This is a genomic window from Flavobacterium agri, from assembly GCF_013401995.1.
In the GTDB taxonomy this organism is placed as follows: Bacteria; Bacteroidota; Bacteroidia; order Flavobacteriales; family Flavobacteriaceae; genus Flavobacterium; species Flavobacterium agri.
This window is the reverse complement of sequence record NZ_JACBJI010000006.1, coordinates 215,591-231,249: the sequence shown is the minus strand read 5'-3', so window position 1 is coordinate 231,249 and position 15,659 is coordinate 215,591. Positions and strand designations below refer to the sequence as shown.

Annotated in this window: 17 protein-coding genes; 9 read left to right on the top strand and 8 right to left on the bottom strand. The window is 46.8% G+C overall.

The window, feature by feature from the left end; translation table 11 throughout:
* Nucleotides 1–193: 193 nt before the first annotated feature.
* The gene (locus tag HZF10_RS14420) at nt 194–1,588 is read right to left on the bottom strand and encodes a trypsin-like peptidase domain-containing protein (RefSeq protein WP_176006926.1); all 1,395 of its coding nucleotides are present in this window, start codon (nt 1,586–1,588) and stop codon (nt 194–196) included.
* Nucleotides 1,589–1,780: 192 nt separating this feature from the next.
* On the opposite strand from HZF10_RS14420, the gene dapF reads away from it, so the two are divergent.
* The 5 genes from dapF (at nt 1,781) to HZF10_RS14395 (ending at nt 5,894) form a co-directional block, all read left to right on the top strand.
* On the top strand, nt 1,781–2,560 hold the full coding sequence (gene dapF, locus HZF10_RS14415) for a diaminopimelate epimerase (protein WP_176006925.1): 780 nt from the start codon (nt 1,781–1,783) through the stop codon (nt 2,558–2,560).
* Entirely contained in the window at nt 2,554–3,090 is a 537-nt protein-coding gene (locus HZF10_RS14410) for a GNAT family N-acetyltransferase (RefSeq protein WP_176006924.1), read from the top strand. The genes dapF and HZF10_RS14410 overlap by 7 nt, the downstream gene beginning before the upstream one ends.
* A complete protein-coding gene (mltG, locus tag HZF10_RS14405) occupies nt 3,087–4,127 on the top strand; it encodes an endolytic transglycosylase MltG (RefSeq protein ID WP_176006923.1) in 1,041 nt (346 codons plus the stop codon). Before HZF10_RS14410 ends, mltG begins: the two co-directional genes overlap by 4 nt.
* A 1-nt stretch (nt 4,128) precedes the next feature.
* Entirely contained in the window at nt 4,129–5,049 is a 921-nt protein-coding gene (locus HZF10_RS14400; RefSeq protein WP_176006922.1) for a DUF2279 domain-containing protein, read from the top strand.
* A 206-nt stretch (nt 5,050–5,255) separates the two neighbouring features.
* Nucleotides 5,256–5,894, top strand: coding sequence for a transglycosylase family protein (locus HZF10_RS14395; RefSeq protein ID WP_176006921.1), 639 nt, complete (start codon nt 5,256–5,258; stop codon nt 5,892–5,894).
* 49 nt (nt 5,895–5,943) lie between these two features.
* Here HZF10_RS14395 and HZF10_RS14390 read toward each other — a convergent pair whose 3' ends face one another.
* The 3 genes from HZF10_RS14390 to dnaA are packed head-to-tail and all read right to left on the bottom strand — an operon-like array spanning nt 5,944 to nt 8,563.
* The gene (locus HZF10_RS14390) at nt 5,944–6,669 is read right to left on the bottom strand and encodes an SAM-dependent methyltransferase (RefSeq protein ID WP_176006920.1); all 726 of its coding nucleotides are present in this window, start codon (nt 6,667–6,669) and stop codon (nt 5,944–5,946) included.
* Entirely contained in the window at nt 6,666–7,133 is a 468-nt protein-coding gene (locus tag HZF10_RS14385) for a low molecular weight protein-tyrosine-phosphatase (protein ID WP_176006919.1), read from the bottom strand. The genes HZF10_RS14390 and HZF10_RS14385 overlap by 4 nt, the downstream gene beginning before the upstream one ends.
* Nucleotides 7,134–7,135: 2 nt before the next feature.
* On the bottom strand, nt 7,136–8,563 hold the full coding sequence (gene dnaA, locus HZF10_RS14380) for a chromosomal replication initiator protein DnaA (protein WP_176006918.1): 1,428 nt from the start codon (nt 8,561–8,563) through the stop codon (nt 7,136–7,138).
* 191 nt (nt 8,564–8,754) lie between these two features.
* On the opposite strand from dnaA, the gene HZF10_RS14375 reads away from it, so the two are divergent.
* The gene (locus HZF10_RS14375) at nt 8,755–9,168 is read left to right on the top strand and encodes an acyl-CoA thioesterase (protein WP_176006917.1); all 414 of its coding nucleotides are present in this window, start codon (nt 8,755–8,757) and stop codon (nt 9,166–9,168) included.
* Between the two features lie 25 nt (nt 9,169–9,193).
* Here HZF10_RS14375 and HZF10_RS14370 read toward each other — a convergent pair whose 3' ends face one another.
* Genes HZF10_RS14370 through ribD form a run of 3 tightly spaced genes read right to left on the bottom strand, consistent with a single transcriptional unit; the run spans nt 9,194 to nt 11,432 of the window.
* On the bottom strand, nt 9,194–9,799 hold the full coding sequence (locus HZF10_RS14370) for an IMPACT family protein (protein WP_176006916.1): 606 nt from the start codon (nt 9,797–9,799) through the stop codon (nt 9,194–9,196).
* Nucleotides 9,800–10,408: an HAD family hydrolase gene (locus tag HZF10_RS14365; protein WP_176006915.1), complete on the bottom strand. Its 609-nt coding sequence runs from the start codon at nt 10,406–10,408 to the stop codon at nt 9,800–9,802.
* Nucleotides 10,386–11,432: a bifunctional diaminohydroxyphosphoribosylaminopyrimidine deaminase/5-amino-6-(5-phosphoribosylamino)uracil reductase RibD gene (gene ribD, locus HZF10_RS14360; RefSeq protein ID WP_176006914.1), complete on the bottom strand. Its 1,047-nt coding sequence runs from the start codon at nt 11,430–11,432 to the stop codon at nt 10,386–10,388. The genes HZF10_RS14365 and ribD overlap by 23 nt, the downstream gene beginning before the upstream one ends.
* A 54-nt stretch (nt 11,433–11,486) precedes the next feature.
* On the opposite strand from ribD, the gene HZF10_RS14355 reads away from it, so the two are divergent.
* A complete protein-coding gene (locus HZF10_RS14355; RefSeq protein ID WP_176006913.1) occupies nt 11,487–11,984 on the top strand; it encodes a GNAT family N-acetyltransferase in 498 nt (165 codons plus the stop codon).
* A complete protein-coding gene (gene prmC, locus HZF10_RS14350) occupies nt 11,974–12,819 on the top strand; it encodes a peptide chain release factor N(5)-glutamine methyltransferase (protein ID WP_176006912.1) in 846 nt (281 codons plus the stop codon). Before HZF10_RS14355 ends, prmC begins: the two co-directional genes overlap by 11 nt.
* Here the strand turns inward: prmC and HZF10_RS14345 are convergent, their stop codons facing one another.
* Nucleotides 12,820–14,061 (bottom strand): ABC transporter permease, encoded by a 1,242-nt coding sequence (locus HZF10_RS14345; RefSeq protein ID WP_176006911.1) that lies wholly within the window; start codon nt 14,059–14,061, stop codon nt 12,820–12,822. It abuts the gene before it with no gap.
* A gap of 217 nt (nt 14,062–14,278) precedes the next feature.
* On the opposite strand from HZF10_RS14345, the gene hisS reads away from it, so the two are divergent.
* On the top strand, nt 14,279–15,655 hold the full coding sequence (gene hisS, locus HZF10_RS14340) for a histidine--tRNA ligase (RefSeq protein WP_176006910.1): 1,377 nt from the start codon (nt 14,279–14,281) through the stop codon (nt 15,653–15,655).
* Nucleotides 15,656–15,659 lie beyond the last annotated feature (4 nt).

Sequence of the window (15,659 nt, the reverse complement as noted above, 5' to 3'; positions counted from 1 at the left end):
TTGCTGATTTTGGCGCAAATGTAACGCATTTCAAACGTTTTCGTAAAACAAATTTTTGCTTTTTTCGCAATAAAAGACGTATAATCGGCGAAAACCGAATTGAGACGACAACTGCTGGATTTTGAGTCGGATACGTGCAAACAAAAAAGCCACCCGTTTCCGAATGGCTTTCCCAAATCTATAATCTATGTCTTTACATGATCACGCGCACCATTTCGCCGTTGCTCGTCATCAGTTGTACTTGTACCGATTGGTTGTCGTCGATTCTTTTGAGAAGACCCGAAATCGTTTCCACATCGGTCGCTTTTACGTTCCCGATCGAAAGTATCACGCCGCCTTCGAGTTCGTCTTTATATTCTGCGAGCCTTTCGTTGTTGACCTCGCCGATTTTAAGCCCGTAGTTCACACGGAAGCGTTTTTTATCGGAATCGGTCAAATTCGACAATTCCATTCCTTTGAAATCTACCGAAGCGAATTCGTTCTTGATGAGTTTCACCGAAGCCGAATAGGTTTTCGCATCGCGGATAAAAGTCACGTTCACCACGTCGTTCGGGCGTTTGGTAGAAATCACGCCGTTGAAATCGGCAAACGAATAGATGTCATGGTCGTCGAGTTTGGTGATCACGTCGCCTTTTTTGAGTCCGGCCTTTTCGGCTCCCGAATTTTTGTTGACGCTTCCTATATAGAATCCTTGGGTGCGGTTCAAATTGAGTTCTTTCGAAACCTGACTGTTGAGTTCGGTGCCCTGGACGCCCATGATGGCGCGTTGCGTATTGCCGAATTCGAGTATGTCTTCTACGATTTTGCGCGCGATGTTAGACGGAACCGCGAACGAATAACCCACATAAGAACCCGTCATCGAAGAAATCATCGTGTTGATTCCGACCAATTCGCCACTCGTGTTTACAAGTGCGCCACCTGAGTTTCCGGGATTTACGGCTGCGTCGGTCTGGATGAACGATTGCAATCCGTCGCCGCTCAAATTGCGCGCTTTTGCCGAAACGATACCCGCGGTTACGGTCGACGTCAAATTGTACGGATTTCCAACGGCAAGTACCCATTCGCCTACTTTGATGTTGTCGGAATTCGCGAAAGTCGTATACGGAAGTTTGTCGTCGGCGTCGATCTTGAGCAACGCAATGTCCATTTTTGCATCGGTACCGATCAATTTTGCTTTATACGATTTGCGGTTGTTGAGCGTCACTTCGAGTTCCGAAGCGTCTTTGATCACGTGGTTGTTGGTCACGATGTAACCGTCTTCTGAAATGATCACGCCAGAACCCGTACCGACTTGCTCTTGTTGCTGGCCGCCGCGGTATCCGTAGAAAAATTGTTCCATAGGCGAAACCGAACGATACGAAACGTTCTTTACGTGCACAACATAATGCACGGCTTTGTCTGCCGCTTGGGTGAAATCGACATTTTCAGCGCCACCGAAACCCACGGTTCGCGTGTAATTTTCGGGAGCGACGGAAACGATCTGTTTTTTGTCAGAGAATGCATTCTCCTCAGACAACAATTTGTAAGCGCCAAGCGTAATGCCTCCGCTTAACAACGAAACCAGGAATAAACTAGAGAATCTTTTCATCTTTATTTAAATGTTTTTGGAATTGCTTGAGATAATCACAAATTAATTTTGAATCATCAATCAGGCATCGATTGTTTGTTTGATAACCTATGAATTTAACATCAAAAATATTAGATTATTGTTTTCGAAAAATCACTTTAACCACGCCTTAACAGCGTTTAACTTTACTTTAAATGTTCGTACTTTTGGACTATGGAAATCGCATTCTCGAAATATCAAGGAACGGGCAACGACTTTGTGATGATCGACAACCGTTCACTCACGTTTCCCAAAAATGATACCGAACTCGTAGCGCGCCTTTGCGACCGACGTTTTGGCATCGGAGGTGACGGATTGTTGCTTTTGGAAGACGACACCGATTCCGATTTCAAAATGGTGTATTACAATTCCGACGGCAATCTAGGGTCGATGTGCGGAAACGGTGGGCGTTGTCTCGTCGCATTCGCCAAAAATCTCGGCCTGATCGACGATACGGCAGACTTCATCGCTTCGGACGGACCGCATTACGCCAATGTTTCAGGCGGCATCATCTCGCTTCAGATGAAAGATGTCGATACGGTCAACGTCTATCCGAATTACGTATTTCTCGATACGGGTTCGCCCCATCATATAGAATTGGTCGACGATCTCAAGAATTTCGACGTGTTCGGAAAAGGCAAGGCGATACGTTACGGCGAGCTTTACGGCGAAAAAGGCAGCAACGTGAATTTCGTCAAGCCCGAAGCCGACGGCAGTTTTTCGGTACGCACTTACGAAAGAGGCGTCGAAGACGAGACACTTTCGTGCGGAACTGGCGTGACTGCGGTCGCTATCGCGATGTATACGCTCGGAAAGACGACTTCCGACAGGATCAGACTCAATGTGCAAGGCGGTCAACTCGAGGTTTCTTTTTCTCACGACAAAGGCAATTTTACCGATGTTTTCCTGATCGGACCCGCCGCATATGTCTTTGACGGTGTTTTTCCATGCTGACCCTTACCGGAAATAAAGTATTCCTTCGTGCGCTCGAACCCGAAGACCTCGACTTCGTTTTTGCGATCGAGAACGACGAATCGGTTTGGGAAGTCAGCAACACGCAAACACCTTACAGCCGTTTTTTGATCAAGCAATATCTTGAAAACGCCCAACAGGACATTTATGAGGCGAAACAATTACGGCTTGCGATCGCCAAGCAAGGCAGTGCGAAAACCATCGGTTTGATCGATCTTTTCGATTACGATCCGAGGCATCATCGCGCCGGGATCGGAATCGTCATAAAAGACAAGGCCAACCGCGACAAAGGTTACGGAAGCGAGGCTTTGGATTTGCTCATCAAATATTCGTTCGCGCATTTGGGGCTGCATCAATTGTTTGCGAACATCGATACCGACAATACGCGCAGTGTGGAGCTTTTTACTAAATTTGGCTTCGTTCTTGGCGGTGTCAAAAAAGACTGGAACCGCATCGGCGGAAAATTCAAGGACGAAGCGTTCTATCAATTAATCAACAACAAAAAACAGTGAATTTCAAGAAGATCATAGGCATCGTTTCGGTTTTGGTCGTGACGGCTGCCATCGTTTACGGATATATCCTTTATCGCAATATTTTTTCGTCGAACACCAAATTCGAAGACAAGGAAATCGCGGTTTTCATTCCTACCAATTCCGATTTCGATCAGGTAAAAGATATTGTCCGCCCGTACATCGAAGACATGTCGAAATTCGAATCGGTTGCCGAAAAGAAATCGTACATCACCAATATCAAAGCCGGAAAGTTCATCTTCAAAAAAGGTATGAACAGCAATGAGATCATCAATTCGTTGCGCCAACCGGTTCCCGTGCATATCGCGTTCAACAACCAAGAGCGTCTCGAGGATCTTGCCGGGCGCATCGGTCAACAGATCGAAGCCGACAGCACAAGCTTGATGAAGGCGTTTCTCGATCCTGAATTCCTAAAGGAAAACGGTTTTACCGAAGACAACGTTTTGAGTATGTTCATCCCGAATTCGTATGAATTTTTCTGGAATACGAATGCCGAAAAATTCCGTGACCGCATGGCTAAGGAATATCGCAATTTCTGGAATGGCGAGCGCACTCAAAAGGCTGAAGCGCTTGGTTTGACACCTCTTCAGGTTTCGGCTTTGGCGTCTATCGTGCACAAGGAAACGGTAAAGACCGACGAGCGTCCGCGCGTGGCCGGCGTATATTTGAACCGATTGGAAAAAGGCATGAAGCTCGAGGCCGATCCGACCGTGATTTACGCCGTGAAGAAAAATTCGGGCGATTGGACGCAGGTGATCAAACGCGTGCTCAACAAAGATTTGGCGACGGTTTCTCCTTACAATATGTACGCGAACAACGGTTTGCCTCCGGGGCCGATCGCGATGCCCGACATTACGGCTATCGACGCGGTTTTGAATCCTGAAAAGCACAACTATATTTACTTCTGCGCAAGCGTGACCAACTTCGGATATCATGAATTTGCCGTAACTGCGGCGCAGCACGAAGTGAACCGCCAGAAATATGTGGCTTGGATCAACAGTCAAGGCATCAAACGATAAAATGAAACCGGCGCGTCTCTTTTTCGGGCTATTCTTGTTCCTGGTCACGACGTCGGCTTTGGCGCAGAATGGGCTTGATGGATTCCTGAAGCCGGCCGATTCTTTGAACGTCGGCAGAAGAAACGGCGTCATCATCGCGGAATCGGTTTTTGCAGTCGGAACGTATGCCGCGCTCAATCAGCTTTGGTATGCCGATTACGACCGCTCCGATTTTCATTTCATAAACGACAATGCCGAATGGATGCAGATGGACAAAGTCGGGCATGTGTTTTCGACGTATCATTTGAGCAACCAAAGCGCCAATCTTTTCAAATGGAGCGGAATGAGTCAGCGCAAAAGCTCGATTTACGGAGCGGCCACGGGTTTCGCTTTCGTATCCGCGATCGAAATATTCGACGGATTTTCGCAAGAATGGGGTGCGTCAACCGGGGATTTGGCTGCAAACGCAACCGGAACATTGTTGTTCATCGGACAGGAATTATTGTGGAAAGAACAGCGCATCACGCCCAAATTCTCGTTCCATAAATCACCTTACGCCTCGGTTCGTCCCGACGTTTTGGGCAGCACGATGACCGAACAGATTTTCAAGGACTATAACGGACAGACGTATTGGCTTTCGGCAAACGTGCATTCGTTCTTTAAACAGTCGAAAATCATCCCGAAATGGCTCAATGTCGCCTTCGGATATGGCGCGACGGGAATGGTCACGGGTGAGAACGATCCCGTCAATTTGGTGTTTCTTCCAGAGAAAGGCCAGTTGCGTCAATATTACTTCAGCCTCGATGCCGATTTGACGAAAATCCGTACAAATTCCCATTTGTTGAAAACTTTATTTTCGGTCGTGAACACCATCAAAATTCCCGCACCTACTATTGAGGTTAATGGTCACGGAGATGTGAAATTCCGCCCGCTTTATTTTTAGAAAACATTAACTGGTTGATTTTCAGTAATTAGATTATTGTCGTATATTTGCCCCCGCAGAAATTTTCAGTGAGATACCTAGAATTTTGAGCAGAATTCGCTTACAAGCGCTTCTGCCTCAGCTAGGTTAAGCCAAAAAGATGACAAGCCGTTCTTGAACGATTTTGATGTCTTTTTTGGTGACGTCCGCCGAAAGAAATCCAAATTATGTTTAAAAAATGGGCATATTACGTTAGCATCACCATTATTATTGCATTTTTGAGCTCCGGTTTCAAACCGTTCAGTCTCGAAGCTCACGATTGGTTCAACACCAGTGGCGAAGACAAACTCTCCTACAACTATCCGTCGTTGGTTTCCGCCGATTACGACAACCAAAAAATCCCTTTTACCGCCAAATTTTTCGTGGCTTACAAAGAAGCCATCGCCACGCGCGAATCCCAAGGCCAATATAAATTGGTCAATACATTCGGCTATATGGGTAAATACCAGTTTGGTAAATCCGCTTTGCGCGCCATTGGGATTAGGGATTTCAACAACTTCCTTCACAATCCGAGGCTTCAGGAAAAAGCGTTCGAAGCGTTGTGCGCGCGCAACAAATACGAATTGCGAGACGAGATTGCCAAATACGAAGGCAAGACCGTTTCGGGTATTAAGATTACCGAATCGGGAATTTTGGCGGCCGCGCATTTGGGCGGAGCGGGTTCGGTGAAGCGGTTTTTCAAAAGCAACGGCAGACGTTATTTGCGCGACGGCTACGGAACGTCAATCCGCAGTTATATGCGCAAGTTCGGCGGTTATGAGACTTCGGGAATCGTGGCCGACAGCAATGCGACGGTTCAGCTGTAAAAATACAAGATCAAGAAAACTGGAAAAACCTGTCTCTCGGCAGGTTTTTTTAATTTTTATGGATGATGAAAATCGCAGGTCGGTTTTGTAAATCTGGTAGGTTCTTTTTCCAATCCGAAATTTTGAGCGTGCGGATGAATTCGGTCGGTAAAGTGATGTCGGCCGCGATGCACAAAAGTGTGTTCGGTTGTAATGCCTGAAGTAAATCCTCTACGAATTTGTTGTTGCGGTACGGCGTTTCGATAAACAACTGCGATTGGTTCTTATCCGAAGACAATTTCTCGAAATTCTTGATCGCCGTTTTTCGTTCGGCCTTGTCAATCGGTAAGTAACCGTTGAAAGCGAAACTCTGCCCGTTCATTCCCGAACCCATCATCGCCAATAAAATAGAGGAAGGCCCGACTAATGGAACGACCTGTATCCCTTTTTCGTGCGCCAACTTCACGATCACCGCGCCCGGATCGGCAACGCCTGGACAACCGGCCTCGCTCATCAATCCTACGTTCTTGCCGTGAAGCAAAGGCTCGATCATGGTTTTAAGATCACTTTCCTCGGTGCGTTTGTTGAGCAACGAAATGTGAAGATCGGGTTGCTTTTTTTCTGGATGTATCGATTTGATGAAACGCCTTGCCGTCTTTTCATTTTCGACAATATAATCGTTTATGAAGTCGATTGTGCGTTTTATGGTTTGCGGCAAAACGTCGTCCGGATCGTCGTTTTCGCCAAGCGTGGTCGGGATGAGGTACAATTTCCCCAAAACAGTAAACGGTTTCATGGGTGGTTTGCCTTTAGTTTGTCGGCTATGTTCCCGGTTGCTTCGTCGAGCATGCGGTACACCGAATTGAATCCGTCGTGCAATCCGAAATAAGGATCGGGAACGTCCATGTTCTCGCCCGGGAAAAGCTCGTCTAGAATGAGTTTTACCTTATCGCGTTCCTGTTCGTTTCGCGCCATATTTTGGACGTTGCGCAAATTGCTCGCGTCCATGACGTAGATGTAATCGAAATTGTCGAAATCGGATGTTTTGAATTGGCGCCCGCGTTGATGTGAAATGTCTAATCCGTTGCGGCGAGCGACTTCTATCGAACGTTCGTCTGGGCAAGAGCCGACATGCCAATTGCCGGTTCCGGCCGAATCTACTAAAAATTGATCTTTGGGTAATTTGGATGCCAAAAGTCCTTCCGCCAACGGAGAACGGCAAATGTTTCCAAGGCAGACCATCAGGATTTTAACGGGCATGGTTACAGTGAAAGTTTCTTGTTGATGTCTTCGACGAATTTCTTGAACTGCTTGTCGGTAGAAACCAAATTGTCGACGGTCTTGCAAGCGTGCAAAACGGTAGCATGGTCGCGATCGCCGATTTGGGAGCCAATGTTCGCCAACGACGCCTTCGTGAATTTCTTCGCAAAGAACATGGCCAACTGACGTGCCTGCACTACGTGACGTTTCCTTGTTTTCGACTGAAGCGTCTCGATGTCGAGCTGGAAATAATCCGACACGATTTTCTGGATGTATTCGATCGAGATTTCGCGCTTTACGTTCTTCACGAACTTCTCGACGACGTTTTTTGCCAGATCGAGCGTGACTTCCTTTTTGTTGAAAGACGATTGGGCAATCAACGAAATGATCGCGCCTTCGAGCTCGCGCACGTTCGTCTTGATGTTACGTGCAACGTATTCGATGATATCCTCGGGCATTTCCACGCCGTCGCGATACAAGATGTTCTTGAGGATGGAAACGCGGGTTTCGTAATCGGGTTGGTGCAATTCTGCGGACAATCCCCATTTGAAACGCGAAAGCAAACGTTGTTCGATGTCCTGCATGTCAACCGGCGCCTTGTCGGAAGTCAAAATGACTTGCTTGCCGTTTTGGTGCAGATAGTTGAAAATGTGGAAGAATACATCCTGCGTTCCCGATTTTCCGGAAAGGAACTGTACGTCATCGATAATCAGTACATCGATCAATTGATAGAAGTGGATGAAATCGTTTCGGTTGTTCTTCTTTACGGAATCGATGTATTGTTGGGTGAAAACCTCGGCTGAAATGTACAGTACGGTCTTCTCGGGATATTTGTCTTTGATCTCAACACCGATGGCGTGCGCCAAGTGCGTTTTTCCCAATCCGACGCCTCCGAAAATCAAAAGCGGGTTGAAAGATGTTCCTCCAGGTTTGTTTGCGACGGCCATACCGGCAGAACGCGCCAAACGGTTCGAATCTCCTTCGAGGAAATTGTCGAAACTGTAATTCGGGTTGAGTTGGGATTCGATTTTTAGGTTGCGGATACCTGGAATCACAAAAGGATTCTTGAGTTCCGGGCTAAGATTGCGCACCGGAGCGTCAACTTCCTGAGCACGCATAGGTGAACGGTGGGCGCTTGGCAACTGTTCGGTGAACGGTTGTTTATTGCCGTACGTGTTCTCCATCTTGATTTTATAGAGTAACTTCGCGTTCTTTCCGAGTTCTTTGGTAAGGGCGACCTTTAGCAATTTCACATAGTGCTCCTCGAGCCATTCGTAGAAAAATTTGCTGGGAACCTGAATGTAAAGTGCGTTGTCGGTGAGCTCAACTGACTTGATTGGTTCGAACCAGGTTTTGTAAGCCTGCTCCTGGATGTTGTCCTTTATAAATGAAAGACAGTTTTCCCATACCGATTGCGCAGTTTTGCTCATAAATGACTGTAAAATTTTTAATTATTAAAGGTTATCTTACAAAAGGAAAGTGGCGTCTCTTGTACCTCGTTCGGGAGAACAAATATGTGAACAAAAATCGTTAAAAAAAAATTATTTTGAAGTTGATTTTTCAAAAATATTATTGTAAGCAAATCGTTAGAAAAATGTTAAAATTTGATTATTAAAATTTCATGAGAGAAGACCAGATTCAAGTTCGCGTAAGGTACTCAGAAACCGACCAAATGGGTGTCGTTTATCACGGTTCTTACATCCCGTATTTCGAGATAGGCCGCGTGGAATGGCTCAGGAAGCTTGGTGTTTCCTACAAATCGATGGAAGAGGACGGCATCGCCTTGCCCATAGTTTCGATGCACATAAATTACAAAAAGCCGGCGAGATACGACGAACTTTTAACTGTTAAGACAAAGCTAAAAAAACACGCCTCTGTCAAGATAGAATTCGACTGTAAAATCGAAAACGAAAACGGTGAGTTATTGACAACGGCCCATTTCATTTTAGTGTTCGTCGACATCAAAAACGGGCGTCCGATTTCGCCTCCGGATTACATCAAAACGATACTTGAAAAGTTTGAAAGCGAAGAATGATTTGGCAAAAAAATGGATATGAAATTTATCCGATCTCAACAATAGAAATCCCATAAACCGCCTCGAAAGCACCCATCGCTTCCGGGGCGTTTTTCTTTCTCACGGCAAATACGACCTCACAGTCGAGTTCCATGCGTTGGGAAACCAATTGCAGGTTTTTCTCGCGAAGGATGCGCATTACCTTGTTGATGTCTTTGTACTCAAAAGTTACCTTATACTGTAGGTCGATTGTCTTTTCGAGGATTTCCGACGCTTCGAGCGCCATTTGTGCCGATGTGCGATAGGCCGAGATCAACCCGCCGACACCCAATTTCACGCCTCCGAAAAACCGCACAGAAACCACGAGTACATTCGTCACTCCGAACGACTGGATTTGTCCGTAAATCGGCATTCCCGCCGAGTTCGACGGTTCGCCGTCGTCATTGGCGCGATAGTAAATCTTCTCGGTGCCGATTTGGAACGCGTAGCAAAAATGTACCGCGCCCGTGTGTTGTTTGCGCAGTACTTCAAGGTATTGTTTGACTTCGTCTTCTGAAGTTACGGGAAAAGCGTATCCGAAGAATTTACTGCCTTTTTCTTTGTACAGCGTTTCTTCGGAAGGTTGCGAAATGGTTTTGTAAGTGTCGTCCAATTAAGCGGTCTCGAATTTTTTGTCGAACAAATGTACGACATCTTCTTCGCCTACCTGAAGGTTCCAGACCTGTAATCCGGCCTGGCGCGCAGCATCGGTATTCTCTTTCTTGTCGTCTATGAACAAGGTGCGTTTAGGCGACAGGTCGTGTTTGCGGATGATGTAGTTGAAGATTTCCACATCGGGTTTACGCATGCCCATTTCGTACGAATAATATACTTTCTCGAAGCAACGGTAAAAATCGCCCGCAAAAGTAGAGCCGACAAGTTCCTCGAAATGCGCGATATGGATTTGGTCTGTATTGGTCAACAAGAACATTTTATAGCGTCCGCAAAGCATTTGAAGGAATTCGAGCCTTTCGAGCGGAAAATCGCCAATGACGAGATTCCATGCGGCTTTTATCTCCTCGAGGGAAGCATTCGGAATGTATTTCAAAAAGCCGTTGAGGAATTTTTCTTCGGATATCTGGCCTTTCTCGAATTGGTCGTTGAGTGCCACAAGCTCTTCATTCGGACCGTCGAGCCCCAATTTCCTGAAGGCTTCGATCGAGGCTTCCTTGTCCAGGTTCACGAAAATGTCGCCAAAGTCAAAAATAATCGTGTTGATCATGGTTGCGGTACATTAAAAGTTCGTCCTTGCGGATATTCTCTTTCAAATGGGGCATAAAATCGAAAAAAGGAGCTTTCGTTCCATTTCCCAGAACAGTTTCAGACCTGAAAACCCTCGCTTCATCCCAAATTCCGGCGTCGATGAAGGTTTGCAGAAGTCGTCTTCCGCCTTCGACGATCACCGATTGTATGTCATTTCTGAAAAGTGACTTACAGATTTCTTCGACGAGATTTCCTTCAAAATCGATGATTTCCGTTTGTGCCCAATCCGATGGCTGTTCAGAAAGTGCTATCGTTTTCGCCTGACTATCAAATATATGATTTTCTTTTGGGATTCGATGCGATCGGTCGATAACTATGCGGATCGGATTTTGTCCGTGCCAATCCCGTGCGGTCAACGACGGATTGTCGTCAATCGCCGTTTGCGTCCCGATCAGGATCGCGTGTTCCTGGGTGCGCCATTTGTGTACGAGCTGACGCGAATACTGATTCGTAAGCCACACGGGTTTCGCTTCTGTTTTTCGTTCGGGACTTATGAAACCGTCGGCACTTTGCGCCCATTTCAAGATGATGTAAGGGCGTTTTTTGTTCTGGAAAGTGAAAAATCTGCGATTTAGTGCGATGCATTCTTTTTCGAGAACTCCGAGCGTGACTTTTTTGCCCGAAGCCATCAATTTCGCGATGCCTCGCCCGGCCACTTTTTCGTTCGGGTCGACGCAACCGATGACTACGTTCGGGATATCGTTCGCAATGATCAAATCGCAGCAAGGAGGCGTTTTCCCGAAATGGCTGCAAGGCTCGAGCGTCACGTAGATCGTCGATTTTTTGAGCAGCGATTTGTCCTTTACGGAATTCACGGCGTTCACTTCGGCATGGGCTTCACCGGCTTTCCGATGCCAACCTTCGCCTATGATTTTGCCTTCGTGAACGATCACACTTCCGACTATCGGGTTCGGATAGGTGCTACCCAATCCGGCCGAAGCCAGTTCCAAACAACGTTTCATGAACTTTTCGTGCTGTTGCATTTTACAAAAGTAGACAATTCGGTTGGAGCGTGCGTAATGCGTACTTTTGTATCTATGAGTACCATTTCGATACGACCGATACGATCCGAAGACGATGCGCGAATCGCGTCCATAATCCGCTCCTGCCTTAACGAATTCGAGGCGCCGACATGCGGAAGCGCGCTTGGCGATCCCGAAATCGATTTTATGTCTAGGGCTTATTCCGGTGAGCGCTCGGCTTATTTCGTTGCCGAGGAAAATGGGGTAATCCTTGGCGGAGCCGGAATCGCCCAACTCGAGAACGCAAATTCAGATACGTGCGAATTGCGTAAAATGTATCTGTCGAAACAGGCGAGAGGCAAAGGAGTCGGCAACGGATTGATGCAAAAATGTCTTGAAATAGCCCGTAGTTTCGGATTCGAATACTGCTATCTCGAAACGTTCCCGACGATGCTCGACGCCCAAAAACTATATAAACGCTCCGGATTTTACTATCTCGACGCCTCAAAAGGAGGAACGGGCCACACGGCTTGTACGGTTTGGATGCAAAACGACCTGAATCATGCAGATTAGAGATTTCAGACAGGATTTCATTTCTGTACTCACACCGATTTACGATGCGACAGAGGCTGAGAACTTTTTCTACATGTTGCTCGAGGAATACCAAAACATGAAACGCGTCGATCTGGCGATGTTCCCGGACAAATCCTTTTCCGCATCCGAATTGGCGGTATTCGAGAAGGCGCTCGAAAAACTCAAGTCCCAAATTCCGATACAATATATTATAGGTAAGGCACATTTTTTCGGGTTGGAATTCGAAGTGAACCCGAATGTGCTGATTCCGCGGCCCGAAACCGAGGAACTCGTCGATTGGATCATCAAGGATTTCGAGTTCAAAGGAAGTCCTAAAATCCTCGACATCGGTACGGGAAGCGGCTGTATCCCGATTTCGGTTGCGAAAAACTTACACGACTCCGAAGTTTTTGCAATCGATGTTTCACCGGGAGCTATCGAAACGGCGAGGCGAAACGCCAATAAAAACCAGGTGCGTATCCATTTTATCGAAGCCGATATATTGACGACCGAAGATTTGGACGAGCTATTCGACGTAATCGTATCCAATCCGCCTTATGTAAGACATACCGAAAAAGAAGAAATGCGCAAAAACGTACTCGATCACGAGCCGCATTTGGCTTTATTCGTCGAAGATGACGATGCGTTGCTATTCTATCGCAAAATTGCCGATCTCGCGTTAAAAAATCTCAAGCCCGATGGGAAACTGTATTTCGAAATCAATCAATACCTCGGTAAAGAAACCGTCGAACTACTTAAAAATAAAGGGTTTTCGGATGTCGAATTGCGAAACGACCTGTTCGGTAACGGCCGTATGGTCAAAGCGAATCGTTGATTATTCGTATCGCAACGCTTCGATGGGGTCAAGCCTCGACGCTTTTACCGCCGGATAAAGACCTGAAAACAATGCCACGAAAAAAGCCACGACAAAAGCGGCCAACATCGCCATCCAAGGCACGGTAAAGCTGAATTTGAGCAGCATCGCCACAAGCGAACCGAGCAACATGCCGATTACCATTCCTAAAACACCTCCGATTTGACCAATCACCATCGTCTCGATAAAAAATTGTGTCGCGATCGTAGTGCGTTTTGCGCCTAATGCCTTGCGTACGCCAATTTCCCGCGTTCTTTCTGTGACTGAAACCAACATGATATTCATCAGCGCGATCGAAGATCCGAAAATAGTGATGATGCCGATAACCCACGCGGCCGTTGTAAGATAACCTGTAATTTCCTGAATTTTATGGATGAGGTCGTCGCTTCTCGAAATCCCGAAATTGCTGTCCTGGATCGGGTTGAGGCCGCGAATGTTGCGGAAGGCGAGTGTTGCCTGGTCAACCGCATCGTCGAGCAGTTCTTTCTTTTGAACCATCGCGCTCACACCGTAATTGATGTTCGGTTGGGTGAAAATCGAACGCGCCACTTGGATCGGGATAATTACGCGCAGATCCTGGCTGTTGCCGAAAGTAGAACCTTTTTCCTTGAGTACGCCAATTACTTTGAATCGCGCCCCGCGTATAGATATAACCTTATCAATCGGGTTGGTGTCCTTTAGCAATCCTTTTTCGAAATCGGAACCTACGATACACGTGTAGGTGTTGTTCGAAACGTCGAAAGGTGTGAAGTTGCGCCCTTGTGAAATTTCAAGTCCTGAATTCGGCAGAAAAAATTCGTCTGCGCCAATCACGGTAATATCAGGGTCCGTCTTTTCTGACCCGTACCTTACTTCGGCCTGTGAAGTTGCCGTAAATGAAAGCGAGATCGTCGTGCCCGGAAAGTCGAACGTCTCCTTGAACGCTTTCGCCTGTGCATAAGAAATTACAGGGTTTATGCGCCTGTCTTCGCTATCGCCTTCGTATCGTTGACTGAAATCATATTGTTCCAGATTGAACGTATTGGCACCCATCGAAGCAAAATCGCGCGAAAGCGTATGCTCGAGTGCCGAAACTACGGTCAAAATCCCGACAAGCGCCATGATGCCGATCCCGATGATGAAAACCGTAAGAATGGTACGCAGCAATTGCGCTTTGATGGAACCTAGGGCGATTCGGATATTTTCGCGGAGCAGTTTGAACATTTTATGGGCGTGATAGCGATGTGAAATGTGGTGAATAGTAATTGGTGAATAGTGATTAGATGTGGACGGATTACCATTCATCAATCACCATCGGCTTTCTTTCGGTTACTAAATTACAGTATTTTTTGGCTGCGGATCGCATGAATTTCACAAATCGATTCGCGCAAATTCGGGAAATTCGCGGCTAAACCCGATATTTGCGGCTTATCTAAAAGTTATGGCACAAAAACCAGGCATACCGAAAGGCACACGCGATTTTTCGCCCGAAGAGGTAGCGAAACGCCAGTACATCATGTCGATCATGAAGGCGAATTTCGAAAAGTTCGGATACCAACCGATAGAAACCCCGTCTTTCGAGAATTCCGAGACCTTGATGGGCAAATACGGGGAAGAAGGCGATAGGTTGATTTTCAAGATCTTGAATTCGGGCGATTATCTGTCGAAAGCCGATGAGAACCATCTTGCGAATCGCGACAGCCTGAGATTGACGTCTTCCATTTCGGAAAAAGCCCTGCGTTACGACCTTACCGTGCCGTTCGCGCGTTACGTCGTGCAACACCAGAACGATATACAGTTTCCGTTCAAGCGCTATCAGATCCAGCCGGTTTGGAGAGCCGATCGTCCGCAAAAAGGACGTTTCCGCGAATTTTACCAATGCGATGCCGATGTAGTAGGCTCGAACTCGCTTTGGCAGGAAGTCGAGCTCGTGCAGCTTTACGATTCGGTTTTTGCCGATTTGGGATTGGACGGCGCGACGATTAAAATCAACAACCGAAAAATCCTTTCGGGAATAGCGGAAACGATAGGAGCGAAAGACAAACTGATCGATTTTACGGTCGCGTTGGACAAACTCGACAAGATAGGCGAGGAAGGCGTACGCAACGAAATGATCGAAAAAGGCATTTCGGCCGAAGCCATAGAAAAAGTCCAACCGTTGTTTTCGTTCACCGGAAACGTCGATGAAAAACTCGAAAAACTTTCGGCTTTGCTTTCTGCATCCGAAGAAGGAAAAAAAGGCATAGAGGAACTCAAATTCATTTGCGATAACGTGAAAGCGCTCGGATTGAAAGGCGCGACGCTCGATCTCGACGTCACTTTAGCGCGCGGACTCAACTACTATACAGGCGCGATTTTCGAAGTCGTCGCACCGAAAGTGGCCATGGGCTCTATCGGCGGCGGTGGACGTTACGACGACCTTACCGGCATTTTCGGACTCAAGAACATCAGCGGCGTGGGTATTTCGTTCGGCCTCGACCGGATTTATCTCGTATTGGAAGAACTCGGATTGTTTCCGGAAACCGTCACTTCGGCTCCGATCGCATTGTTCCTGAACCTTGGGGAAGGCGAGGCGTTGTTTTCGATGAAAGCCGTCTCGGAATTGCGCAATTCGGGAATCCGCGTCGATATGTATCCCGATAAGTCCAAAACGGACAAGCAGTTCAAATATGCCGAAAAACGCAACATACCGTTTGTGGTAACCGTAGGCGAACAGGAATTGATAGATGGCAATTACTCGGTCAAGAACCTTGTGAGCGCACAGAAATGGACGGTTTCGTTCAACGATTTGAAGGAACTTCTTTCAGACAATTTTTAATATT